Annotated in this window: 21 protein-coding genes; 16 read left to right on the forward strand and 5 right to left on the reverse strand. The window is 64.3% G+C overall.

Annotation, left to right across the window (positions count from 1 at the left end):
- Positions 1 to 54 precede the first annotated feature (54 nt).
- From HV753_RS15485 to HV753_RS15505, 5 genes are all read left to right on the forward strand, one after another.
- Positions 55 to 1041 carry a TerC family protein gene (locus HV753_RS15485; protein WP_175175463.1) on the forward strand — a complete coding sequence of 329 codons (987 nt, stop codon included), beginning with the start codon at positions 55 to 57 and terminating at the stop codon, positions 1039 to 1041.
- Between the two features lie 182 nt (positions 1042 to 1223).
- Entirely contained in the window at positions 1224 to 2003 is a 780-nt protein-coding gene (gene tam, locus HV753_RS15490) for a trans-aconitate 2-methyltransferase (protein WP_175175361.1), read from the forward strand.
- Between the two features lie 105 nt (positions 2004 to 2108).
- Positions 2109 to 2597 (forward strand): sigma-70 family RNA polymerase sigma factor, encoded by a 489-nt coding sequence (locus tag HV753_RS15495; protein WP_175175362.1) that lies wholly within the window; start codon positions 2109 to 2111, stop codon positions 2595 to 2597.
- Positions 2584 to 3573 carry a FecR family protein gene (locus tag HV753_RS15500; RefSeq protein WP_175175363.1) on the forward strand — a complete coding sequence of 330 codons (990 nt, stop codon included), beginning with the start codon at positions 2584 to 2586 and terminating at the stop codon, positions 3571 to 3573. The genes HV753_RS15495 and HV753_RS15500 overlap by 14 nt, the downstream gene beginning before the upstream one ends.
- A 59-nt stretch (positions 3574 to 3632) precedes the next feature.
- Positions 3633 to 6038: a TonB-dependent siderophore receptor gene (locus HV753_RS15505; protein ID WP_175175364.1), complete on the forward strand. Its 2406-nt coding sequence runs from the start codon at positions 3633 to 3635 to the stop codon at positions 6036 to 6038.
- 82 nt (positions 6039 to 6120) lie between these two features.
- Here HV753_RS15505 and HV753_RS15510 read toward each other — a convergent pair whose 3' ends face one another.
- Complete coding sequence (locus tag HV753_RS15510; RefSeq protein WP_175175365.1) at positions 6121 to 6924, reverse strand: AraC family transcriptional regulator; 804 nt, start codon at positions 6922 to 6924, stop codon at positions 6121 to 6123.
- 106 nt (positions 6925 to 7030) lie between these two features.
- Here HV753_RS15510 and HV753_RS15515 point away from each other — a divergent pair, with 106 nt between their 5' ends.
- Positions 7031 to 8287, forward strand: coding sequence for an MFS transporter (locus HV753_RS15515; RefSeq protein WP_175175366.1), 1257 nt, complete (start codon positions 7031 to 7033; stop codon positions 8285 to 8287).
- A 12-nt stretch (positions 8288 to 8299) separates the two neighbouring features.
- Here HV753_RS15515 and HV753_RS15520 read toward each other — a convergent pair whose 3' ends face one another.
- Together HV753_RS15520 and HV753_RS15525 are read right to left on the reverse strand one after the other, a co-directional pair.
- Entirely contained in the window at positions 8300 to 8629 is a 330-nt protein-coding gene (locus tag HV753_RS15520) for a protealysin inhibitor emfourin (RefSeq protein WP_175175367.1), read from the reverse strand.
- The gene (locus HV753_RS15525) at positions 8626 to 9690 is read right to left on the reverse strand and encodes a M4 family metallopeptidase (RefSeq protein WP_175175368.1); all 1065 of its coding nucleotides are present in this window, start codon (positions 9688 to 9690) and stop codon (positions 8626 to 8628) included. The genes HV753_RS15520 and HV753_RS15525 overlap by 4 nt, the downstream gene beginning before the upstream one ends.
- A gap of 196 nt (positions 9691 to 9886) precedes the next feature.
- Between HV753_RS15525 and HV753_RS15530 the strand changes: the two genes are divergently transcribed.
- On the forward strand, positions 9887 to 10522 hold the full coding sequence (locus HV753_RS15530) for a DMP19 family protein (RefSeq protein WP_175175369.1): 636 nt from the start codon (positions 9887 to 9889) through the stop codon (positions 10520 to 10522).
- Between the two features lie 259 nt (positions 10523 to 10781).
- Complete coding sequence (locus HV753_RS15535) at positions 10782 to 11663, forward strand: prohibitin family protein (protein WP_175175465.1); 882 nt, start codon at positions 10782 to 10784, stop codon at positions 11661 to 11663.
- Here the strand turns inward: HV753_RS15535 and HV753_RS15540 are convergent.
- Positions 11656 to 13761, reverse strand: coding sequence for a PTS sugar transporter subunit IIC/EAL domain-containing protein (locus HV753_RS15540; protein WP_175175370.1), 2106 nt, complete (start codon positions 13759 to 13761; stop codon positions 11656 to 11658). The genes HV753_RS15535 and HV753_RS15540 overlap by 8 nt on opposite strands.
- A 259-nt stretch (positions 13762 to 14020) precedes the next feature.
- On the opposite strand from HV753_RS15540, the gene HV753_RS15545 reads away from it, so the two are divergent.
- From HV753_RS15545 to fhuE, 4 genes are all read left to right on the forward strand, one after another.
- Positions 14021 to 14263, forward strand: coding sequence for a hypothetical protein (locus HV753_RS15545; RefSeq protein WP_175175371.1), 243 nt, complete (start codon positions 14021 to 14023; stop codon positions 14261 to 14263).
- A gap of 104 nt (positions 14264 to 14367) precedes the next feature.
- Positions 14368 to 14871 carry an RNA polymerase sigma factor gene (locus HV753_RS15550; RefSeq protein ID WP_175175372.1) on the forward strand — a complete coding sequence of 168 codons (504 nt, stop codon included), beginning with the start codon at positions 14368 to 14370 and terminating at the stop codon, positions 14869 to 14871.
- Complete coding sequence (locus tag HV753_RS15555; protein WP_175175373.1) at positions 14868 to 15923, forward strand: FecR family protein; 1056 nt, start codon at positions 14868 to 14870, stop codon at positions 15921 to 15923. The genes HV753_RS15550 and HV753_RS15555 overlap by 4 nt, the downstream gene beginning before the upstream one ends.
- 118 nt (positions 15924 to 16041) lie before the next feature.
- Positions 16042 to 18459, forward strand: coding sequence for a ferric-rhodotorulic acid/ferric-coprogen receptor FhuE (gene fhuE / locus HV753_RS15560; RefSeq protein WP_175175374.1), 2418 nt, complete (start codon positions 16042 to 16044; stop codon positions 18457 to 18459).
- A 4-nt stretch (positions 18460 to 18463) separates the two neighbouring features.
- Here the strand turns inward: fhuE and HV753_RS15565 are convergent, their stop codons facing one another.
- Entirely contained in the window at positions 18464 to 19198 is a 735-nt protein-coding gene (locus HV753_RS15565) for an SDR family oxidoreductase (RefSeq protein ID WP_175175375.1), read from the reverse strand.
- 112 nt (positions 19199 to 19310) lie between these two features.
- Here HV753_RS15565 and HV753_RS15570 point away from each other — a divergent pair, with 112 nt between their 5' ends.
- The 4 genes from HV753_RS15570 (at position 19311) to HV753_RS15585 (ending at position 24339) form a co-directional block, all read left to right on the forward strand.
- Positions 19311 to 20114 carry a LysR family transcriptional regulator gene (locus HV753_RS15570; RefSeq protein ID WP_175175376.1) on the forward strand — a complete coding sequence of 268 codons (804 nt, stop codon included), beginning with the start codon at positions 19311 to 19313 and terminating at the stop codon, positions 20112 to 20114.
- 124 nt (positions 20115 to 20238) lie between these two features.
- Positions 20239 to 20748 (forward strand): sigma-70 family RNA polymerase sigma factor, encoded by a 510-nt coding sequence (locus tag HV753_RS15575; RefSeq protein ID WP_175175377.1) that lies wholly within the window; start codon positions 20239 to 20241, stop codon positions 20746 to 20748.
- A gap of 11 nt (positions 20749 to 20759) precedes the next feature.
- Positions 20760 to 21764, forward strand: coding sequence for a FecR domain-containing protein (locus HV753_RS15580; RefSeq protein ID WP_175175378.1), 1005 nt, complete (start codon positions 20760 to 20762; stop codon positions 21762 to 21764).
- A 112-nt stretch (positions 21765 to 21876) separates the two neighbouring features.
- The gene (locus HV753_RS15585; protein ID WP_175175379.1) at positions 21877 to 24339 is read left to right on the forward strand and encodes a TonB-dependent siderophore receptor; all 2463 of its coding nucleotides are present in this window, start codon (positions 21877 to 21879) and stop codon (positions 24337 to 24339) included.
- The last annotated feature ends 11 nt before the right edge of the window (positions 24340 to 24350 follow it).

Raw genomic sequence — 24350 nt, forward strand, 5'->3', positions numbered from 1 at the left:
CTCCATTTTGCCAAGATCTGGATCATGAGTGCCTTCGAACACAGCGGGGCATTCATGGACACCTTAATCACCTTCTTCATGGCCGATTTTCTGGGGACACCGACCTGGAGTTGGCTGCTATTCATCGGCATCGTCGTCAGCTTGCTGGTCTTCGACCTGGGCGTGCTGCACAAGGAAGACCGCGAGATCGGCGTGCGTGAAAGCCTGTTGCTGTCCGCGGGTTACATCAGCGCGGCCTTGCTGTTTGGCGCCTGGGTCTGGTGGCAACTGGGTGCGGCCAGCGGCATGGCGTACTACACCGGCTTCATGATCGAAAAGTCGCTGTCGATGGACAACGTTTTCGTGATCGCGCTGATTTTCAGTTTCTTCGCGATACCGCGCCAATATCAACACCGTGTGCTGTTCTGGGGCATTCTGGGCGTGATCGTGCTGCGCGCCATCATGATCGGCCTGGGCGCCGCATTGGTCAGTAATTTTGGCTGGCTGCTGTATCTGTTCGGCGCGTTCCTGGTGTTCACGGGCATCAAGATGTGGATGATTGCGGATCAGACGCCGGACATCGCGACCAACCCGATCCTGAAGTTCCTGAAGCGTCACATGCGTGTGACGGAAGGGTTGCGCGGCAATGCTTTCGTCGTGACCGAGACGGATCCGGCCACGTCGAAGAAGGTGCGTTTCGCGACGCCGCTGTTGTTGGCGTTGGTGCTGATCGAGTTTGTTGACCTGGTGTTCGCGGTGGATTCCGTGCCGGCCATTTTCGCCATCACGACGGATCCGTTCATCGTCTACACCAGCAACATTTTCGCGATCCTGGGCCTGCGTGCGCTGTACTTCGCGCTGGCGGCGATGATCCACCGTTTCCACTACCTGAAGTACGCGCTGGCGCTGGTCCTGGTGTTCATCGGCACGAAGATCTTCCTGGTCGGCTTCATCGGCAAGGTGCCCGCGGCGCTGTCGCTGGGCGTGACGTTCAGCCTGATTCTGGGTGGCGTGCTGTTCTCGCTGTGGAAAACCCGCTCGGCTGAATTGAAGGCGCAGTAAATGCGGAAGGCCCCCATAAAAGGCCATCGCTTCAGTGGAAAACCCGCCGGCTTGTCCGGCGGGCTTTTTTACGCTGGTTGCCATATCGTATGAATATGATTGAGTGATTATCTCTATATTTGAAATATGGAATCGGCAAGCGTAGAGTCCAACCGTACGCAGACATCAGGCAAGGAGCCGTCATGAGCAACAACAGTTGGTCCGCCAAGCAGTATTCCGCTTTTGAAAACGAACGCACCCGTCCGGTGCGCGATCTGGTTGCCGCCTTGCCCAATCAGACCGTCGGCCTGGCCGTTGACCTGGGCTGCGGTCCCGGCAATTCCACCGAGGTGCTGGCCGGCCGGTACCCCGATGCAGCCGTCACCGGGATGGACAGTTCGGAAGACATGGTCCTGGCTGCCCGCAAGCGCTTGCCGTCGCTGCAATTCGATCTGGCCGACATCGCCACCTGGAATCCGCCGCAGCAATACGACGTGATCCTGGCGAATGCCGCCTTGCAGTGGGTGCCGGACCACGCCACGCTGTATCCCCGCCTGGTCGGCAAGCTGGCTCCGGGCGGCAGCCTGGCGGTCCAAACGCCCGACAACATGGAAGAACCCGCCCATCGCCTGGCGCGGCAGGTGGCGGGTGAAGCGCCCTGGGCGGCAAAGACGGGCGGGGTGAAGCATCCGCCGCGGCACAGCGCTGCGTGGTATTACGAACTGCTGAAGCCGCATTGCGGCGTGCTGGATGTGTGGCGCACGACGTATCACCATCCGTTGGCGGGGGCCGCCGCCGTGGTCGAATGGTTCAAGGGCACGGCGCTACGGCCTTATCTGGACAAGCTGGACGCCGCCGAGCAGGCGAGCTTTCTGGCGCGCTACCAGGCGCTGATCGCGGAAGCCTATCCCGCGTTGGCCGACGGCACCGTGCTGTTGCCGTTCCCGCGCTTGTTCATCGTGGCGGGGCCGAAGCAGGCCTAGGCCTGGGTCTTTGGCGGATTGGCGGGCGGGGCGGCCTGGTTGTGTGATAATGCGAACCATTAATAATTAGCCTGTGCCTTGCGCACGCCCCGACCGAGCCGTCCCGTGCTTGAACGTTATTACCAAGAGCTGATCGGCTTTTTCACGCGCGCCTTGCGCTGCCGCCACAATGCGTCGGATGTGGTTCAGGAAAGCTACGCCCGTGTGCTGGGCATGGAGCTTCGGGCGGGAATGCTCGCAGAGCCGAGGGCGTTGCTATATCGGGTGGGCAAGAACCTGATCATCGACGAGGCGCGTCGCAAGCGCGCTGAACAAGCCATGCTGGACACCCTGGCCGTGGTGTCGCCCGCGATGGCGCCCGGCACGGATCGCGTCGTCAGCGCCCAGCAGGAAGCGGAGCGCTTGCTGGCGCGTCTGGCCGTCATGCCCAGGAAGCGTCGCGACGTCTTTTTGATGGTCCGTGTCTATGGTCATACCCATGCCGAAACCGCCCAGCATCTGGGCCTGAGCATCGCGGCAGTGGAAAAGCACGTGGTGCGCGCGGTGCTCGATTGCGCCGCATGGCAGGACGGGGGGCGTCGTGCCGCATCCTGACCGCTTGCACGAACCCACGCCCGTGATGATTGAACGGGCACTGACTTATCTCACCCGCATGACGGGGGGCGACGCCGCCACGGCGGACAAGGCGCGCGCGCACGTGGCCGTCTGGTTGGCGCAGGACGCGCGGCATCGGGCCGCCTGGACTCGCGCCGAGCGGCTTTGGGCTGCCGATGGCGCCGTCAACGACGCGCTGCGGGCGTTTCTACCCAAGCCGCAAGCGGCATTGCCACACCGGCGGGCCATGTTGCGCGCCTTTGCCGGCGGCGGGATGGCATTGGGGCTGGGGGCGCTGCTGCGTTGGCAAGACCCGCAACCGCTATACCGCTTGGGCATCCAGACCGCCCGGCGCGAAGTCCGTTCGCTGGGGTTGCCGGATGGCACGGTCGTCGAGGTGGATGCGGGCACACGAGCGCGCGTTGCCTATTACCGCGACACGCGCGAACTCTATCTGTCGCAAGGGCAGGTGTATCTGGACGTGCGCGCCGAACCCGGGCGGCCGTTCGTGGCGCGCACTCCCTGGGGAACGGTCAAGGTAGTGGGCACGGCGTTCAGCGTCAGCGCCCGGGCTGGCGTCATGCACGTACAGGTTGAACGCGGGCTGGTGCGCGTTTGGGGGCAGGACGGCTCCGGGGACGGCGTGTTGTTGCGGCCGGGCCAGCTGGTGCGTACCACCCCGGCCGGCCTGGAGCCCGTGCGCGATGTGCCTGCCGGAACGCACGAGGCGTGGCGGCGGGGCTGGTTGGTGTTTGACGCCACGCCGCTGGCCGAGGCGGTAGCCCAGTGGAACGCATGGAGCGACGAGCCGATCATGTTGGCTCCCGCGCCGGCGCTGCTTGCAATGCGCGTGACGGGCAGCTTTCCCGCGCGCGAACCCGGCCGCTTCCTGGCGGCGCTGCCCAACGTGTTGCCCGTGTCCGTCACCGCGCTGGCGGAGGGCGGCACGCGGATTGATCGCGTCGTCCGAAAATAATTGTCCGGTGTCGTGCCGCTCGTTCGTTTTCATGGTCAGAACCCTCCCTAGGATTGACCATGAGCAAACGCAATACCCGCAGTGCGCAGCGGCGCGCAACGCGCCATTCCCTTATTCGCGGCCTGTTCGCGGCGGCCATCAGCGCCGCCAGCGTAGCCGCCGCTGCTCAAGGCGCGGCGGTGGACGTGAGTCTGCCCGCCGGGCCCTTGCCACAATCCCTGAACACGCTGGCCCTGCAATCCGGCACGCCCATTCTGGTGGACGCGAGCGTGGTGGCGGGCAAGTCCGCGGGGCCGGTGTCTGGCCGCATGACCGTCATGCAGGCCGTTCAGGCTCTGCTGTCGGGCACCCGCCTGAAGGCGCAAGAACAGAATGGCGCGATCGTCGTGCGGCCCGCCGCCGACGAGGCGGCGACGCTGGAGACGGTGACCGTCACGGGAAACGGACTGGGCGAAAATGCGTGGGGACCGGTGGCGGGGCTGGTGGCCTCGCGCAGCGCGACCGGCACCAAGACCGACACGTCGATTCTTGAGAACCCGCAATCCGTCAGCGTCGTGACGCGCAAGGAAATGGAAGCCCGCAACGTGCAGACGGTTACCGAGGCGATCCAATACACGCCGGGCGTGTCGGTGGATCAGCTGGGCATGGACAATCAGATTGAATGGATCTCGCTGCGCGGATTCAGTTCACCGTCGTCTTATCTGGACGGGTTGCGCCTCGGAGCCATTTGGCAAAGCGAACCCTTTGGCCTGGAGCGCGTGGAAGTCCTGCGTGGCCCGGCATCGGTGTTGTACGGGGAGAGCGGGCCTGGAGGCTTGACCGGCATGGTCAGCAAGCGGCCTGCCGCCGAACGGGCGGGCGAAGTGCAATTGCAGGCAGGCAACCAGGACCGTTTCCAAGGCGCGATCGACCTGACGGGTCCCATTGGCGAAACGGACGAATGGCTGTATCGCGTCATCGCCTTGCAGCGCGACAGCAATACCGCCGTGGACTATGTGAAGAACGACCGCGTGTTCGTGGCGCCTTCGCTGACCTGGCAGCCCAGCGCGGCGACACGCCTGACGTTGCTGACGCAGTATCAGCACGACAAGATCGGCTTCCTGCCGCAGTATCTGCCCGCCGATGGCACCTTGCGCGACAACCCGAACGGCAGCGTGCCGCGCAACCGCTATGTGGGCGAGCCGGATCGCGAACACTATCTGCGTGACCAGACCGCGGTGGGCTATAGCCTGGAGCACACGTTCAACGACACGTTCTCGTTGCAGCAGAACGCCCGCTATGCGCGCGTGCACCAGGAGTTCGATACGGTCACCGGCAACGGCCTGCTGGCCGATCGCCGCACCTTGCGCCGCCGCTTGTTCGACGCGGACCAGACGTCCTACGACATCAACGTCGATACGACGCTGACCTCGCGCTTTTCCACGGGACCGTTGACGCACACGCTGCTGACCGGCGTGGAATATGCGCGGCAACGTTATGACAGCCTGAACTGGATCTGCGGCACGGCCGAATGCGCGCCGCCCATTGATCTGTTCAACCCGGTCTACGGGCAGACGATCCAGCGTCCTGAGCTGCCTGTCACCGATGCGTTGCAGCACCAGGAACGTTTCGGGGTCTATGCACAGGACCAGATCCGGCTGGGCCGCTGGGCGTATACGCTGGGCGGAAGATGGGATCGCGTTCGTCAAAGCATGATGGATCGCCTGTCTGACACCAATACGCGCAGTTCCGACCATGCGTTCACGGCGCGGGTGGGGGCGGCGTACCTGTTCGACAGCGGCGTGACGCCTTACGCCAGCTACGCCGAATCGTTCCAGCCCACATCGGGCCTGATCTATCCCAGTTCGCCCGCCAAGCCGACAACCGGCAGGCAGTATGAAGTGGGCGTGAAGTACGAACCGGCCGGCCACAACAGCTTTGTCGGCGTTGCGCTGTTCGACGTGGCGCAACGGAACATGGCCACGACGGATCCGGTGAACCCCGGCTTCATTGTCCAGTCCGCCGAAACCCGGGTGCGCGGCGTGGAGCTGGAAGGCAAGCTGGAACTCAGCCGCCAGCTGAGCGTGCTGGCGTCCTATACCTACACCGACGCCGAGTACAAGCGCAGCAATGACGGCTACGAGGGCAATCAGGTCAGCATCACGCCGCGCCAGCAAGCATCCGCCTGGCTGGACTATGCCTTTACCGATGCCCTGGCGGGCTTGTGGGCGGGGGGCGGCGTGCGATATGTGGGCAAGCGCTACGGCAATGCATCCAACACGATCGAACTGGCCTCCTACACGCTGGTGGATGCCGCGTTGCGCTACGACCTGCGCACGTTCGGCGGCCAATGGCGCAATGCCTCCGTGGCGTTGAACGTGAACAACCTGTTCGACAAGGATTACGTCGGCGTCTGCCTGAGCAACACGCGCTGCTACTTCGGCGCCCCGCGCACGGTCATGGCGACGCTGACGTACCGCTGGTGACCGCCGTTGCCCATGCCGACAATTTTTCGTTCCGCCGCGACGTCAGGGACACGGCGGTCGCGGCCGGTATCGGGCATCGCTGCTAGGTCTGGGCCTGCGCGTCCGATTTGTCCGCGAAGTAGCGGGCGGGCGTCTTGCCCAGCGTCTTCTTGAACATGGTGATGAAGGCGCTGACCGATTCATAGCCCAGGTCTTCGGCGGTGCGTTGCACGGAGACACCCGCGGACAGACGCTGCAAGGCCAGGATGATGTGCAATTGCTGGCGCCATCGGCCAAAGCTCATGCCCACTTCCTGCTGCACCAGCCGGGCCAGCGTGCGCTCGCTCATGGCGACGCGCTTGCCCCATTGCGAGACCGTGCTGCGGTCGGCGGGATCCGCGTTCAGCGCATCCGCGATCTGGCGCAGGCGCGGATGCTGCGAGATCGGCAGATGCAGGTGTTCGGTGGGCATGTGCGTCAGTTGTTCGACCAGCACGTCCGCCAACTGACGGTTGGGGGCGGTCGCGGCGTCTTCCAGGGGCAAGTTGGCCAGGTGCACGAGCAGTTCGCGCACCAGTGGCGTGATTGCCAGCGTGCAGCAATGGGCGGGCAGTCCGGGGACGTCGGCCGGAACGAACAGGAAGCAGACGCGGCCGTTCGCTGTGACGCGGTTACTGTGCGGCACGCCGCCAGGAATCCACACGGCGCACTGTGGCGGCACCATCCACAGCCCTTGCTGCACCGAGCAGGTGACCCCGCCGCGCAGCGCCAGCACCAGTTGCCCCATGTGGTGATGGTGGGTGGGGGACTCGTTGTCCTGGCCGGCCGCATCCACGTGCATGGCAAACGTCCGTTGCTCCGTGGAGTCGGTGTCGAAAGGCAGGGGCGGATCGTGGGGCAGACGCATGGGCGTACGCAGCAAGGGTTTCGGGTAAATACGGATTGGCAGAATTTAGGGATAGTTTGTCATTGTCTCGAAATTCGGTAAAGCAGTGTCTGCGTAAGCTGGCGGCATGACTAGAATTCCCGCTTCCTCCCGTCCCGGTGCGCGTCCGGTGTTGCTCCTTGTGGGCATTCTCTGCATAGCCATGGCGCTGCGTGCGCCGGTGACAGGCGTGGCACCGCTGATCGGCATGATCCGTGAACAGCTGGGTTTGTCCTCGACCGCGGCCGGCATGTTGATTACTTTGCCGCTGCTGGCGTTTGCGGTGGTGTCGCTATTCTCGGCGGGGCTGGCGCGGCGTTTCGGGCTGGAGCGCACGTTGTTCGGTGCGCTGTTGCTGATCACCGTCGGCATCGTTGCACGCACCCAGGGTGCGGCCTGGGGCCTCTATGCAGGCACGGCCATCATCGGCTCGGGCATTGCGATCGGCAATGTGTTGTTGCCCAGCTTGGTCAAGCGCGATTTTCCGCAGCGCGTGGCCGGGCTGACCTCGGCCTATGTGCTGACCATGAGCATCGCGGCGGGCGTGGCCTCCGCCATTGCTATACCGCTGGCCAACCTGTCGCTGGCCAACCTGTCGACGGGCGGCTGGCGGTTTTCAACGCTGTGCCTGCTGGCATTGCCTGTCGTCAGCCTGTTGCTGTGGTTGCCGCAGCTGGCCAATCACACCGCGCCCGCTGCCAGCACCACCCATGCGCCGCATGGCGGCCGCTTGTGGCATTCACCGCTGGCCTGGCAAGTGACCTTGTTTCTGGGGATCAATTCCTTTGTGTTCTATGTGGGCGTGAGCTGGCTGCCCGAGATACTGAGGGATGCGGGCTATTCGGCCGAACAGGCAGGGTCGCTGCACGGGCTGCTTCAGCTGATGTCCGCCGGCCCGGCGCTGTTCCTGGCGCCGGTGGTGCGCCGGCTGAAGGATCAGCGCGGGGCCGCGTTCTGCTCGGCGACGGCCTCGTTGGTGGCATTCCTGGGCCTGGTCATTGCCCCCGGCTGGGCGACCGCCTGGATCGTGCTGCTGGGCTTGGGCACGGGAGGCGGCATCATCCTGGGACTGGCGTTCGTGGGGCTGCGCGCCAGCCACGCGCAGCAGGCGGCGGCGCTGTCTGGCATGGCGCAATGCGTGGGCTATTTGTTCGCGGCGAGCGGCCCGGCGCTGGTGGGGGCGCTGCATGACCGTCTGGGCGGTTGGGGCGTGGCGCTGGGTGTGTGCGCCGCCCTGTGCGTGTTGATGGCGGTGATCGGCCTGTATGCCGGACGTGCGATTCAGATTGGCGGATTTCGCGACCACGCCGTGCGGCCGGCATCGACCGCGCCAGCCACGCGCTGAGCGCCGATCAGTTCATGCGGGGTTGGCGTGGACCTTCCATAGGCGCACCAGCGTGTCGGGCGCATCGGCTTCGGGCACGTCGAAACTGACGGCCGTCTGGTCGTCGCGGTCCATCACCATTTCGATGTGAAAGTAGCGTTGGTCGCCACCGGATTGGCCACATTCCGGCACGGCCAAGGGGGCCGCGCCTTGCAGAGCCTCGCAGACTTCCTCGCGCACGTCGGGGGGGCAAGTTGCCAGATTGATGCTGCGGGGTCGCGCCAGCGCGGGAAGGTAGGCCAGCCCGCCCTCGCGGCTTAAGCGCACCAGCAACACCAGGTCCAACGGCGGCAGTTCGATCATGACAGGACTCCCACGGCGGCCCAGGCCTCTGCAATGGCCTTCCGGACGTTCGCGTGATGGCGCTCGGTGGCCACTGTCAGTGTCAGGGCTGCAAAGGTCTTGAAGTCGGCATCGTGGCGCAGTCGCTTGTCGCACAAGGCGTCATACCAGACTTGCCCCGCGCCTTTCCAGGCAGGTCCGTCCAGCGTGGTGGCCGCCAGGAAGAAGGCACGATTGGGGATGCCGGAATTGATGTGCACGCCACCGTTGTCGCGCGGCGTGTCGGCATAGTCGCGCATGTGCGCGGGTTGCGGGTCCTTGCCCAGCAGCGGGTCATCGTAGGCGCTGCCTGGTTCGGCCATGGAGCGCAGCGCGCGGGCGCTGATCTTTTCGGTGAACAGTCCCGCGCCCACCAGCCAGTCCGCTTGCTTGGCCGTTTGGCCCAGCGCGTACTGCTTGACCAGCACGCCGAAGACATCGCATAGCGATTCGTTCAGCGCGCCGGATTGTCCCTGGTAGAGCAAGCCGGCTTCGGCATCGATGACGCCGTGGGTAAGTTCGTGGCCGATGATGTCCACCGCGATGGTGAAGCGGTTGAAGACCTCGCCGTCGCCATCGCCGAACACCATCTGTGCCCCGTTCCAGAAGGCATTGTCATAGTCTTCACCGTAGTGCACGGTGCCGATCAGCGGCAGGCCGTGGCCATCGATGGAGTGACGCTTGTAGATGTCCCAGAACAGCTTGTAGGTGGCGCCCAGATGCGCATAGGCTTCATCCACTGCCGGGTCGCCGCTGGCTGGCCGGCCTTCGGCCCGCGCCAGCGCGCCGGGTAGCGTAGTGGTGTTGTCGGCATCATGCACGGCCCGTTGCGGCGTGCCGGCGGGAGCGGCTTGGCGGGAAGGGGCCAGCGTGGCGCGCGGCGGCTGCTCCGCCATTTCGCGCAAGCCGCGTTGTTGCTGGTCGATGATCAGGGTCTTCACGGCGGGCATGCTGACGCGGGCGTCGGCATGCTGCGCCAGGCGGTCCAGCACGTAGGGCGGGATCACGCCAATCAGCGGGGCGGATTCGGAAGGACGCGCCATGGTCAGGTCTCCGTCTGTGCGAATGCCCACGGTAGCAGATCACTTCGCGCGGCGGGCGTAACAGTCTGCGGCTTGATGCGAGCAAGCGTGCGTATCCGCCAATCCGCCTGGCGTGGGGCCTGATGCGCGTGCCTCGACAGCGTAGAGGCATTCCGGTATTTTTCGTGCGTTCCAGAACTCGCACAGCCGCTATCCCATGTCGTCTTCCGATTACCGCATCCAGACCCTCAAATTGACCGACACGGATTTGTTGTTGACGTTGGCAAGCGGCCACACGCTGTCCGAACCCATCAAGCGCTACATCCGGCTGGCAGAGGCAACGGCCGCCGAGCGCGAGCAATGGCAACTGGTTGACGACGGCCACGGCGTGGTGTGGCCGGCGCTGCTTGCGCCCTCCGCCGAGGGCATGCTGAACGTGCATGACCTGCTTTGGGACCAACGCTACGAACAGTCATTGGCGGCATTGCAGGCGGCGCAGTGGCGGCTTGAAGACTTGTCGCCAACCGATCAGGATCTGGTCGCGCTATGGCGCATGGAGGCGGACATCAACAATGGCGGCTTCATGCAATTCCTTTGCAATTGGGGCGACCCGACCTGCCAACTGGCGTTGCAGGCGCTGAAGAAGATCGGCGCATCGAACATGCTGGCCGTGCTGTCGCGCATGCGCGGATTGATCGACCGTTTCGAGGACGCACCCGAAGTCATCGCACTGAACGATATCTATGGTGCGATGACGCAGGCGGAGCAACAGGAAATGGAGGAACTGGACCACGCATTCTGGGACTATCCGGACTCACTGTCGCGTCTGGGTTTGCGGCATTACGGGGCTTGAAAAACCGCTTTCGGAATGGCTGGCAACGTTCAGCAATGTCTGGCAACATTGGCGGCGTTTTGAATGAGAATTCCATCCCTTTCACGGGATAGAATCCGATGCTTCATTCCCGGGGGGGGCGCTCGATGAGGTATTTCCTGATCTTGGTTGGGGCGGCGGTGGTCGCCTATTTGCTGGCTCGTGGAATCGCGGCCGTGCTCTCGGATCGTAAACGTTCAAAATCAGAAAGGGATTCCAAGTGAAGCCGACAGACATTCAGATGGTCAAGACGATCGGCGCGGTCAAGCCGCGCAGCATAAAGGTCGCCCTCGGCACCGGTATCCTGTTCTTGTTGATTCTGTTCCTGGCATTCGGCTCTTGGTTCCAGGTGGATCAGGGCGAGCGCGGCGTCGTGCTGCGCAACGGCAAGCTGGTCCGCGTGTCCGAGCCGGGCCTGGATTTCAAAACGCCTTTCATTGATAACGTGATGACGGTGTCCGTGCGCGACCACACCTTCGTGTTCGAGAAGCTGGAAGCCTACAGCTATGACCAGCAGCCCGCGCATCTGCGCGTGTCCGTCACGTACCGCGTGCCGCCCGAGCACGTCGCCGAGCTGTATTCCGAGTACGGCACGATCGCCAACCTGCAAATGCGCGTGCTGGAACGCAAGACGCCTGACGCCGTGAAGAATGTGTTTGGCCAGTACACCGCCGTGCGCGCCATTCAAGAGCGCCAGAAACTGGGCCTGGACGTGAACAACGCCGTGCTCAAGACGATGGAAGGCGCTCCGGTGCAAGTGGTGGGCGTGCAGATCGAAGAGGTCGGTTTTTCGCAGGCCTATGAGCACTCGATCGAGCAACGCATGCTGGCCCAGGTGCAGATCGAGACGACGCGCCAACAGAAGGAAACGGCGATGATCAACGCCGAGATCCAGGTGGTGAAAGCCAAGGCTGAAGCCGATGCGCGCCGTCAGCAGTTCACGGCCGAAGCCGACGGCATCCGCATGCGCGGCGACGCCGAAGCGGCGTCGATCCGTGCCAAGGCCGAGGCGCTGGCTGCCAACACCAATCTGGTCAGCCTGAATGCGGTCGAGAAGTGGGATGGCGTGCTGCCGTCCACGCAGGTGCCGGGCGCGGCCCTGCCGTTCATTGGCATCAAGTAGACGTTGCGGCCCAGGGATGTGCCGGCACGGGCGCTGACGCCTGCCGCCGGCGCGTGAAGTCCATGATGTGCTCGCCCGACAATGCCTTGCTGTAGTACCACCCCTGCACGATGATCTCGGCGGGGGATTCCAGCGTCGTCAGTTGTTGGTCGGTTTCCACGCCTTCCACGATGATTTGCAGGTTCAACGCTTCGCAGAAGCGCAGTAGCCCGCTCATGACCAGGGCCCCACGATCGGAGTCTTGCGCGATGACGAAGCTGCGGTCGATCTTGACGGCATCGATCTGGAATTGGTGCAGGTAGCTCAGCGCGGAATAGCCGGTTCCAAAGTCGTCGATGTACACCCGGGCGCCAATCTCGTGCAAGCGGTCAAACGCGGCGTGCAGGGCCTGGGCGTCTTCCACCAGCGCGTCTTCCGTCAGTTCCACCGAGACCTGTCCGCTGGCCTGCGACAGCACTTTGATCAACTTTTCGAGATAGGCGCTGGACGTCAACGTGCCCGCCGTGACGTTGATCGTCATCGGCAGCACGAAATCATGTTTGCGCCAATGCAGGCATTGCAGCACCGCCTGCCTGGCTACCCACAAGTCCACTTCGCGCATCAGATCGGCCTGCGCAAGCCACCGCAGGAATTCCAGCGGGGCCTGTTGCGTGCCTTCCGGGCCGGTGGCGCGCAGCAGCGCTTCGCAGCCGGTACACAGGCCGCTGCGCAATGACACCTGCGGCTGGAATTCCAAGTAGAAATCGTATTGGCTGATCGCGCGGATGCGCGCGTTCTCGGTCATGCGGCGTGCGCGGTCGGTGTAGGTCTGCACGACGGGATCGTGCGCGTACAACAGGGATTCTTCCTGCAACCGAGGGAAGGTCGTGTCCAGGGACTTGAAATAGACCGTCGCGGTTTCTGCGCGTTGCCGCTCCAGCGCGACGACATAGGGGGCATACAGGCAGGTACCGATCATCACCAGCACGACTTGCAGCACTACTCCGCCCAGGTGGCCGTCGGCGGCGATATAGGCGTTGAACAGCACCGGCGAGGTCAGCGGCAATGCCGTGGCGGCGGATGGCAACCAGCCCAGATACACGACGGCCAACGCGATGGTGACATTGATCACGGGCGCCAGGACGAAGGGAATAAGCAGGCGCGGATTCAGGATCAAGGGCAGCCCGAACAGCAGGATTTCGTTCACGTTCAAGAGCGACACGGGAAGCGCCGCCAGCGCCAGCACGCGCAGGGAATCGCTGCGCGAGAACAGCAGGATGGCGGCCACCAACGATAGCGTCGCACCCGATCCGCCGATGAAGACGAAGGCGCCCAGCAAGGTGCTGTTCAACGCATACATGCCTTCGTAGCCCGCGGTTTGGCTGACGGAATTCAAGACGGCCGCCTGATCCATGACGTTCATGACCGGCGCCATCGCGTGATAGCCGTGTATGCCGAAGAACCACAGCAGGGAATTCAGCCCCGCCATCAGCGCGCCTGACGTGAAAGGGTTGTCCAGCGAGGCCAGGCTCAGCGGGATGTTGAATTGCGCCACGCCAGGAATGCGCAATGCGGCGGATAGCGCCACCACGACCAGGCCCGCGATCAGCAGGCCGGGCACGACCATGTTCAGCGTGTCGCGGACGTTTTCGCTGATCAGCCCGTCAGGCGCCAGCCGCGTCCAGCGGCAGCGATAAAACCACGCCATCAAGGGCACGGTCAGCAATGGCGAGATGATGGCGATGAAGAGCACCAGGGTGGATGCTGCCTGGGGATAAGGCGCCAGCAAGTCCTCGGCGATCACCACGTATGACAGGCACAGGAATGCCGTGGGTAGATGCGGCACGCGGTGGCGGAACGACAGCATGTAGCCGATGGAGGTGCCCACCAGGATCGGCATGATGCCCGCAAGCTTGTCGTGCACACTGGTCAACAGTTCGACGATAGTGGCAGGCAGGCCAAACTGGCGGGCGATGACGGACAAGACCAGGAATAGGGCCGTGACCAGCAGGCAGGGCATGGTCCAGAGCAGGCCTTCGCGTATGGCGCGCAATGCGCTCGCGCTTGCCAACGCGGCCAGCCGATCTTTCGGGTAACGCAGCAAGATCGATTTTGGCATCGCGGTCTGCCCAAGAGTCCGTGCGAACGAATAAGCCCGTGCCCGTGTCTGTAAGAATATTTTTCTACATCCTAGCCCTTGTTTTCCCGGTTTAGCAATCAACATGCCGTCAAATCCTAGGGATTCCCCTCTGTCAAGAATTGCAAAGCGGGCGCAAGGTGACGCTACAGGCATCAAAGGGCGCTATACGATCAAGTGGCAGTTCGCCCGAATCGCGGGGCAGACGCACCGGCCAATAAGCTTCAATAAGGAGGCATGGATGTCTCAGTTGGATTGGACGTCCGGCGATACCGCGCCGGATCGGCAGGGCTATTACGAAACACGGTTCGACACAGGACGCACTGCCATCACGTTGTATAGCGTGTTGGGTTGGATGCCGGTGAAGACGCCCGGCAACATGGTGAGTTGGCGGCCATTGCCGCCCGACGCCGAGAAAGAAGAAGCTGAACGCCACATCCAGGAACTGCGGGCGGCGCAAAGCCATATCCCCATGGATTACTAGCAGGCATGGCCGGGGCTGATCCGGCGCGCGATGGGCAGCAGTTGCGATAATGAGAATTATTTGTAAAATTCGCAACCTTGCCTCATTTACGTTCCGATCGGTCCATGTCCCGCCCTTCCTCGCCCCGCACTGGCTGGCTCGCCTATTACGACGAGCTGGTGGGCGTATGGAGTCGGCGCACCGGTAACCGGCATGATGCGGAGGACGCCGCGCACGACGCCGTCGAGCGCTTGCTGAAAGCGGACGCCAGTGTGGCGCTGAAAGCCCGGGGTTATCTGTTCCAGGTGACCGGGCATCGCCTGATCGATCGCTGGCGCCGGCAGGACCGGGCTGAGCACATTTCGCTGGATGAGTTGGACGAAGCCGATCAGTTGGTGTCCGACGACCCCGACGCGCCGATAAGGGCCTCACGCCTGGCCGATGATCTGGCCAACGTCCTGGCAGAATTGCCCCCCAAGTGCCGCGAGGCCTTCGTGCTGAACCGCATTGAAGGTTGGACGCAGGCCGAGGTGGCGGAGCATATGGGGTTGTCCAAGAATATGATCGAGCGTTACGTGATGCGCGCAATCGAATTTGTGCGCGACCGGCTGCGTGAACACAATCCATGACGATGTCTTCCTATAACGATCGCGATGCTGAGCGCGAACCGGCCACCGCTGCGTGGTGGTTCGCGCGCTGGCACTCGGGCGAGCTGACGCGCCGGGACCGGCGCACGTTTGCCCGGTGGCGGCGCGACCATCCCGAGGCCGCGCGGGAGTTCGACCGCATGCAGCAGTTGGGTTCGGCTGCCGCCGACTTGCCACGCGGCCACGTGGAGTCGCTGCTGGGAGGTCCGGTGCCGGTGCGGCCGGCGGCGCGGACACGCCCGCGGCCGGATGGCTCTTGGTGGCGCGGGCGCCTGGTTCCACTGCGGATCGCCATGGCCTGTGCGGGTGTGGCGGCGGTGGCCGTGGGTGTCTGGTTGAGCTTGCCGGTGGAAGCGCCGTCGTTCACCACGATGGTCAGTACCGAGCGGGGCGAACGGCGCCAAGTCACGCTGCCGGACGGCTCCGTGCTTGAGGTCAATAGCGGCAGCCGGGCAGAGGTCAAGCTGTATGCCGGCCGCCGCGAGGTGGCGCTGGATCGCGGAGAGATCAATTTCACTGTCAGTCCCGATGCCGCGCGTCCGTTCACGGTGCATGCTGGCAGCGGGGTGGTGCGCGTGACGGGCACGGTGTTCGACGTGCGTCGCGATGCCGATCAGGTGGCCGTGCTGGTGGAGTCCGGCACGGTGGAAGTGTCAGGCGGCCATTGGTGGAACCTGGGACATGCCGTGCTGCGGGCGGGGCACGGCATCCGGGTGCCCGGCAGCGGCGCCATCGGCGTGCCCGCGCCTGCCGATGTGCAGACCGCGACCGCATGGCGTGATGGGCGCGTGGTGTTCAGGAACGCGCCGCTGACGGAGGTGGTGCGTGAAATGAACCGCTATCTGGCAACGCCGCTACGGCTGGCGGATGAACAGGCGGGGCGCCTGCGGGTGTCGGCGTCGTTCACGCTGGACCGGCCCGAGGCGCTGGTTGATGCCTTGCCCTCCGTGGCGCCCGTGCGCCTGACGCCGCGTCCCGGTGGCCCTATCGATATCCATGCCGTCGCGAGCGATGGCCGTGCTGTTACAAAATAAACGGGAATGAGATTCAGGTTTATTTTCGGTTGGCGCGTTCTATGAAGGAAGGCCCGAGCGCCGTGCGTCTTTGCCCGGGCCACCCCCTCTCATCGTCGAACCGAAACAGCAGGTAGTCGTGACTCTTTCAGCAGGCAGGTATTCCATCGCGGCAACGCGCCGCGCAGGCGCGGCTCCGTGCTTTGTGCTTTCTTCTCTTGTGCTGGCCGTGGGTTTGGCGATCAGCGCGGCGCCGGGCGCGGCGCGCGCCCAGAGTGCCACGGTGTCGATCGATATCGGGGCGCAGCCACTGGGCGATGCGCTGTTGCAATGGGCGGCGCAGACCAAGGTGCGCGTGTTCTATGCGCCCGATGTGGTGGCCGGGCTGAGTACGCGCGGCTTGCGCGGCAGCCTGCCGCCCGAGGAGGCGTTGCGCGGTCTGCTGCAAGGCACGAGCGTGGCGTACCGCTGGCAAGGCGACAGCATCATCTTGTCGCGCGAAGGCGGCGTGACCAGCCTGGCGCCCGTGACGGTGTTGGGTAGCTCGGACCCGCAGGTGACCGAGGGCACGGGGTCCTACACGACGCCGGCGACATCCGCCGCCACCGGTCTGACCCTGTCGCTGCGCGAGACGCCCCAGTCCGTCAGCGTGGTGACGCGCCAGCGCATCGAAGACCAGAACCTGCGTTCGCTGGACGAGGTGATGGGCAATGTGGTGGGTGTGCAGGTGGTCAGCGAGGATTCGGATCGCACGGACTTCTGGTCGCGCGGCTTCTACATCGACAGCCTGCAATACGACGGCGTGCCGACCACCATCGGTCTGTCGATGTATGGGGAATCCGACAACGATTCCTTCATCTACGATCGCATTGAGGTGGTGCGTGGGGCGACCGGCTTGATGACGGGCGCGGGCAACCCGGGCGCGTCGATCAACCTGGTTCGCAAACATGCCAACAGCAAGACGTTCACGGGCTCGGTGAGCGCGGGTTTTGGTTCATGGAACCAATACCGCGGAACGGTGGACATGTCGACGCCGTTGAATGAGGAAGGCACCGTGCGTGCGCGCATGGTGGCGCTGTACCAGGGCCGGGATTCCTACATTGATCTGTACCACGCCAACAAGCAGGTCTTCTATGGCGTGATCGATGCGGATCTGACGCCTTCCACGCGACTGAGCGTGGGGGCGGACTATCAGGACAAGCGCCCGCGTGGCTCCACCTGGGGTAGCCTGCCCGTGGTGTTTAGCGACGGCACGGCGACGGATTGGCGGCGGTCCAAGACCACGGCAGCCGATTGGACCTACTGGCACACGACCAATCAGACGATGTTCGCCACGCTGTCACATCGTTTTGACAGCGATTGGGAGGTCAAGGCGGACTGGTCGCAGCGCAAGAGCAAGTACGACGCCAAGCTGCTGTACCTGTACGGCGAGCTCGACCGCGAGACGGGCACGGGCCTGCGCCCGCTGCCCGGCTATTGGAATTCCTACGCGCAGCAGACGTCGCTGGATTTGCAGGTGAAGGGGCCGTTCAACTTGCTGGGGCGCAAGCATGAGGTGGTGATGGGCGCGATGCGTAGCCGGTACGGCGAAGACTTCTACCGCTATGGCTTTGACAGCGCGTCGCTGGCCAGCACGGGTAATTTCTATCAATGGGACGGGTCGTTCGCGCAGCCCACGTGGACCACCGCCAGCCTGCGGCCGACGGTGACACACCAGGAAGGGGCCTACGGGGCGATCCGTTGGTCGCTGACGGACAGCCTGACCGCGATCACGGGCGGCCGCTATGCCACGTGGAAATCGAAGTCGGACACGCGCGACCAGAAGGATTCCCAGTTCATCCCCTATGCCGGGGTGATCTATGACGTGAACGACACGTACTCGGCTTACGCCAGCTACACCGACATCTTCCAGCCGCAGGACAACCGCGACCGCAACGGCAACTACCTGGATCCGGTGCAAGGCAAGAACTACGAAATTGGCGTGAAGGGTGAATACCTGGATGGCAGGGTGAATGCGTCCATCGCGCTCTTCAAGGTCAAGCAGAGCAAGGTGGCGGTGCTGGATGGCGATGCGTTGGTGCCAGGCTCGTTCGAGCAGGCCTACACGACCGCCGACGGCGTGACCACCAAGGGCGTCGAACTGGAAGTCAGCGGGCAACTGGCGCCGGGCTGGAACGCCTACGCAGGCGGCACCTACTACACCAGCCGTGATGCGCAAGACGTGTCCGTCAACCCAGAGCGGCCGCGCGCGATGGCCAAGCTGTTCACGACCTACCGGCTGCCGGGAGACTTCAGCAAGCTGACCGTGGGCGGCGGCGTCAACTGGCAGATCTCCACGTACAGCGAAGTCAGCGCGGGCGACGCCACCGTCACCGCCAAGCAGAAGGCCTACGCCATCTACAACCTGATGGCGCGCTATGACTTCAATTCGCGCTTGTCCGCGCAGTTGAACCTGAACAACTTGTTCGACAAGAAGTACTACCTGGGCGGCGTGGGGAACCAGGTTTACTACGGCGAACCCAGAAGCGTGTTCGTGAACCTGACCGCGAAGTTCTAGCGCGTCATGCCTGCTGGCGCGTGGCCGCCAGCACGATTTCGCGGATGCAGACGCCGTCCGGCTGCGCATAGGCGTAGTGGACGGCGTTGGCCACATCTTCCGCGGCCAGCACCTTGCCGCCCATGTCGGCCTTCCAGGCTTCATAGCCCGTCTTGATGCCGTCGTCGGTGGTGTGCCCCAGCAATTCGGTTTCCACCGCGCCCGGGGCAATGGTCACCACGCGCACGTTGTGCGCCGACAGCTCTTCGCGCAGGTTTTCCGATAAGCCATGCACCGCGAATTTGGTGCCGACATACGCCACGTGGTTGGGGAAGGTCTTGCGGCCCGCCACCGAGCTGATGTTGATGATGGTGCCGCGCTTGCGTTCGGCCATGCCGGCCGCCACGGCGTGCACGCCGTTCAGCACTCCCTTGATGTTCACATCCAGCATGCGGTCCCATTCAGAGGGGTCTTGTCGCGTGATGTCGCCCAGCAGCATGACGCCCGCGTTGTTGACGATGGCGTCGGCGGGGCCGAATGCGGCTTCGGCATCATGGATGGCGGCGGCCAGCGCCTGACGGTCAGTCACGTCCACTGAGACCGCCCGCGTGTTGGGCAGGTTCAGCGCCTGCATGCGTTCCAGCCGGCGGGCCACGAGCAACAGCGGATGGCCATGGGATGAGAACAAGCGGGCGGTGGCCAGGCCAATGCCGGAACTTGCGCCGGTGATGATGATGAGGGGCTTCTTCGAGGTGCTCATGCTAAGGCTCCAGGTATTTGTTTTCGATATGTGAATACGATGAAAACCATTCTAGGCCGGGTAAATTCCGCTGAAAAATGGTTTATTCTTTTCGCAGCAATCGGGAAAACTTATGGATAGCCGTCAACTCAAGGCCTTTGTCGCCGTCTTTGAAGAACGCAACATCACCGCTGCGGCACGCCGCTTGCATCTGAGTCAGCCTGCGTTGTCCGGCACGGTAAAGAGCCTGGAAGACTTGTTGGGGACGCAGCTATTCGAGCGCCTGCCGCGCGGCGTGTCCGTGACGGAAGACGCGCGCATCCTGTATCCGCAGGCACGCCGCATTCTGTCGCAGACGGACTCCATGACACGTCAGTTCCGCCAGGGCGTCAACGTGTCGGAAATCGAGATCGGGGTTGAAGCCGACATCGCGGGGCAGGACGTGAACGCATTTGTGCGGTTGGCGCGCGAGGCCGTGCCGTCGCTGGTCGTGCATCTGCTTGAAGGTTGCGTGGGTGACGCGCGGCTGTCGACGGAAGACGAGCGCTGCGAGGACGAACTGTTCCTGACCTTGTCCGTGGACCCCTATGTGTTGGCGCTGCCCGAAGGCAGCGGCGCCGATGCCACGCTGCCCTGGATTGTGTGTCCGGCCCATCCGACGCATCAACGCCTGTTGCCCTACTACGGCGCGGCAGCCAGCACGCCCGCTGCACACGCGGGCTCGCTGCGCCTGGCGCTGGAACTGGCGGCGGCAGGGCTGGGCGCCTGCGTGGCGCCCGAATCCCTGGCGCGGCGCCAGGCGGGCGTGGCCGTCCGGCCCATCGACGGGCTGGAAATGTCGCGCCGCGTGGGCCTGTGCTACGCCGTGCAGACATTGGACAAGCCCGTGCTGGCGACGTTGGTCGAGCAGTTGCGCGGCAGGGCGCCTGCCGCGTAGTCGTTCCCACGCCGCTTTCCCGGTGCAAAGCGGGGGGTCCTTGTCAATGGATGATTCGCATTTATAATTGCGAATCATTTTCATTGTGTATGGACATCTGGCGGTGACGCCGGGGCGCAACGCCATGTCATCCTCTTCATTCGCCCCTCGCACCGAGGTGCAATCCGTCTATCAGGCCCACCACCAATGGTTGCGGGGCGTGTTGCAGCGCAAGCTGGGCAACGCCTCCGACGCGGCCGATGTGGCGCACGACACGTTTGAACGGTTGATTCGCGCCAATGTGCGCGAACCGCTGAGCGAACCGCGCGCCTATCTGCGCACCATCGCCACCCGCTTGCTGATTGGCCGCGCCCGGCGGGCAGCGCTGGAAACGGCCTATGCCGAATCGGTGGCGTTGCAACCGGTGGCGGTGGAGCCGTCGGTCGAGGCGCGCGCACTGATCCTGGAAGCGCTGGAACAGGTTTGCGAATTGCTGGATAGCCTGCCCATGGCCAGCCGCCGGATCTTCCTGATGGCGCAAGTGGATGGCATGTCCTATGCCGACATCGGGCAGCAATTGGGCCTGACGCCCAACGCCGTGCAGAAATCGCTGGCGCGCGCGCTGGTGCATTGCTACAGCGCCGTGTACGGATGAGCCACGGTCTGATGGACAACGCCAAATTGTTGCGGCCCTATGCGCCGGAGGCCGGCCGGATCGATCCCAAGGTCATCCGCCAGGCTGCGGATTGGTGGTCGCGATTGCGCGAGGATGCGACGGATGCTGATCGCGCGCGGTTTGAGCTTTGGCGCCTGGCGCAGCCCGCCCATGAACTCGCCTGGCAACGGATGAGCGCGCTGACCCGTGACGTGGCCCTGGGAGTGTCCGAGGCGGGCAGCGAGGTCGCCGCCCGCACCTTGCGGCAGGCGCCGGTGATCCAGTCGCGCCGCAACGCGATCCGCTGGATGGTGTCGGCGGCCGGCTTGGGCCTGGGCGCGTGGGCGGTGGGCGAACGCGGCACGATCCGCCGCCTGACGGCGGACCTGCGTACCGGCACCGGTGAACGGCGCGCAATGACCTTGCCGGATGGCACGCGGCTGGAACTGAACACCGCCAGCGCGGTGGACCTGCGTTATACGGCCAGCCAGCGCGAGCTGGTGTTGTTGGAAGGCGAGATCCTGGTGACCACCGCGCAAGACCCACAAGGCCGCCCCTTCACCGTGCGTACGCGCAGCGGCGTGCTGACGCCCGTGGGCACGCGCTTTCTGGTGCGTGACCTGGATGACGGCCGCAAGCTGCGAGTAGCGGTGCTGGAGGGGGCGGTGGACGTGCGTGGCCTGGAGGCGACAGATGCGCCCCGGCGCGTGGCGGCGGGCGAACAGGCCGAGTTCTCAGCCCGGGGCGGCTTTGTCGCCAGTCCGCTGGAGCCCGCGACGTCCGCGTGGCTGACCGGCATGCTGATCGCCGATGAATTGCCCCTGGCGGACTTCCTGCGCGAACTGGGGCGGTATCGCCCCGGCTTGCTGAGCTGCTCCGAGGCGGCCGGCGCCCTGCGCGTGGTGGGCGCCTTCCCGCTGGCCGATGGCGACAAGGTGCTGACCATGTTGCAAGAAGTGCTGCCCGTGCGGGTGCGCCACTACACCCGCTATTGGGTCACGGTGGGGCTGGTCTAATTTGTAACTGAAACGGCGTAAATCCCGGTCTCGCGCTTCATGTAAGGAAAGCAACCCGGACGATCCCCCCTCCGAGGCTGCGCCGATCCTTCATGAGCCAGGGAATCCCTTCATGTCTTCTCGTCCTGCCCGCGCCGCGGTCCTTGCCCGTTTTACCCTGCCACGCACCCGTTTGAGCGCCGCGCTGCGGCTTGCGCTGCCTGCCGTCGTGATTGCCGCGCCGTGGCCGTCGGCCGTGCACGCGCAGGCGACGGCCGGCCAGCGCGCGGTGGCTTTCAGCATCCCGGCAGGCCCGCTTAGCGCGGCGCTGGGGGCGTTTGGCGTGCAAGCCGGCGTCATGGTGGCGTCTGACCCCGCGTTGACGGCCAGCGCGCGAACCGATGGCGTGACGGGTACGTATCCGGTGGCTGCGGCGCTTGAGCGTCTGCTGGCGGGCACGGGCTTGCAGGCGGTCGCGCGGCCCGAGGGCGGTTATCGCTTGCGCCAGGCCGCTGCGCCCGGTCAGGCGGCGACGCTTGCGCCAGTGACGGTGACGGGCAGCTACAACGCGACCACGGATGGAACGAGTTCGTACACGTCGCCCGCCGTGACGATCGGCAAGACCACTCAGGCGTTGAAGGACATTCCGCAGTCCATCACGGTGCTGACCCGTCAGCGCATGGATGACCAGGACATGACCAGCTTGCCGGATGCCATCAACAACACGGCGGGCATGGTGGGCGTGCAGGGCGTGGGGCCGGGCGTGGCGATCAACGCGCGTGGCTTCCCCGTGGACTTGCTGCAATACGACGGCGTGGCGTTGCTGCGCAACAGCTACAGCCTGGGCAACTGGGAGCAGGATTCGCTGGTGTTCTACGACCGCGTGGAAATTCTGCGTGGCGCGGCGGGCTTGCTGCAAGGCGCGGGCAGCCCGGGCGGCGCGATCAACCTGGTGCGCAAGCGCGGTGGCGCGGAACCGTCGGTGGTCATCACCGGCAAGGCCGGTTCGTGGGACCACTACGGCTTGCAGCTGGATGCGGGCGGCCCCTTGAATGCGGCAGGCACCCTGCGAGGCCGCGTGGTGGTGGATGAGGACCAAAGCGATTCCTTCATCGACTACGTGTGGGACAAGACGCGCAACCTGTATGCCGCGCTGGACTACGACATCACCGAGAACACCACGGTAGGTATCGGCATCAGCAACCGCTACAGCCGTTCGCGCCCGATGTTTGTGGGCTATCCGCGCTATGAGGACGGCGGCGATATCGATCTGCCGCGCTCGACCTTCACCGGGTCCACCTGGAACCGCGCGAAGAACGACCAGACCATCTTCAACGCCGACGTGACCCATCGCTTCAACGATGCATGGCGGTTCCGGCTGGCCGGCGTGGCCATGAACGAGAAGAACACGACCGTGCATCAGCGCGCGGTGGGCCCAATCCAGCCGGATGGAAGCGGACTGGACTACGGCAATTTCGGCGTGGATTTCAAGAGCAAGCAGCGTGGGTTGGACATGTCGGTCAGCGGCAATTTCACCGCGTTGGGGATGGAGCAGGAAGTCGTGGTGGGCGCCGCCTATTCCAAGCTGACGACCGCCGACCGTTTCACGCGCGCCTGGGAATCCGGCGGCAATGTCTTCGACATCGATCACCATCGGCCATGGCAGGACATCGACAGCATCGCGGCGACAAGTGGCTATGACTCGCGCAGCAGCTACGACATCCGCCAGAAAGGCATCTACGGCACGTGGCGCGTCAAACCCACCGAGTCGCTGGCGCTGATCGGCGGCGGTCGCGTGGGCTGGTTCGACTACGGCTACACCGCCGGCGGCAGCACCACGACATCGACGACATCGGGCAAGTTCATTCCCTACGTTGGACTGGTCTATTCGCTGACCGACAACTGGTCCGCCTACACCAGCTACACCACGGTGTTTGAACCGCAGACCGAGCGTAGCCTGGACGGCAGCCTGCTCAAACCGGTGGAGGGCAACAACTACGAAGTCGGCGTCAAGGGTGAACTGATGGACGGCCGGGTCAATACCTCGGTTGCGCTGTTCCGCTACGACCACAAGAACCGCGCGGTCAACGACTACGACGCCGGTTTCGCCTGCGACGGCTGGTATTGCTCGCGCGCGTCGGGCAAGGTGCGCAGCCAGGGCGTCGAAGCCGAGATCTCGGGCGAGGTGATCAAGGGCCTGGAACTGTATGCCGGCTACACCTACAACACCACCAAGTACCTGTCGGATCCCGACAATCAGGGCGCGGTCTTCAACACCTGGACGCCCAAGCACATGCTGCGTCTGTGGGCCAACTACAAGCTGCCGGGCATGATGAACCGCGTCAGCGTCGGCGCGGGCGTCAATACGCAGACCGACACGATCAGTTCGGATCGCGAGTTCAAACTGGCCGGGTTCACGGTCTGGAACGCGCGTGTGGGTTATCAGGCCACGTCGGAGTTGAGCTTTGCCTTGAACCTGAACAATGTGTTCGACAAGAAGTACTACGTGCCGTCCTACAACACCGTGGGCGGCAACAACTACTACGGCGAGCCGCGCAACGTGATGCTGACGGTACGCTACGCGCCCAAGCTGTAGTTGGGTGGCAT

Source organism: Achromobacter pestifer (genome assembly GCF_902859625.1).
In the GTDB taxonomy this organism is placed as follows: Bacteria; Pseudomonadota; Gammaproteobacteria; order Burkholderiales; family Burkholderiaceae_B; genus Achromobacter; species Achromobacter pestifer.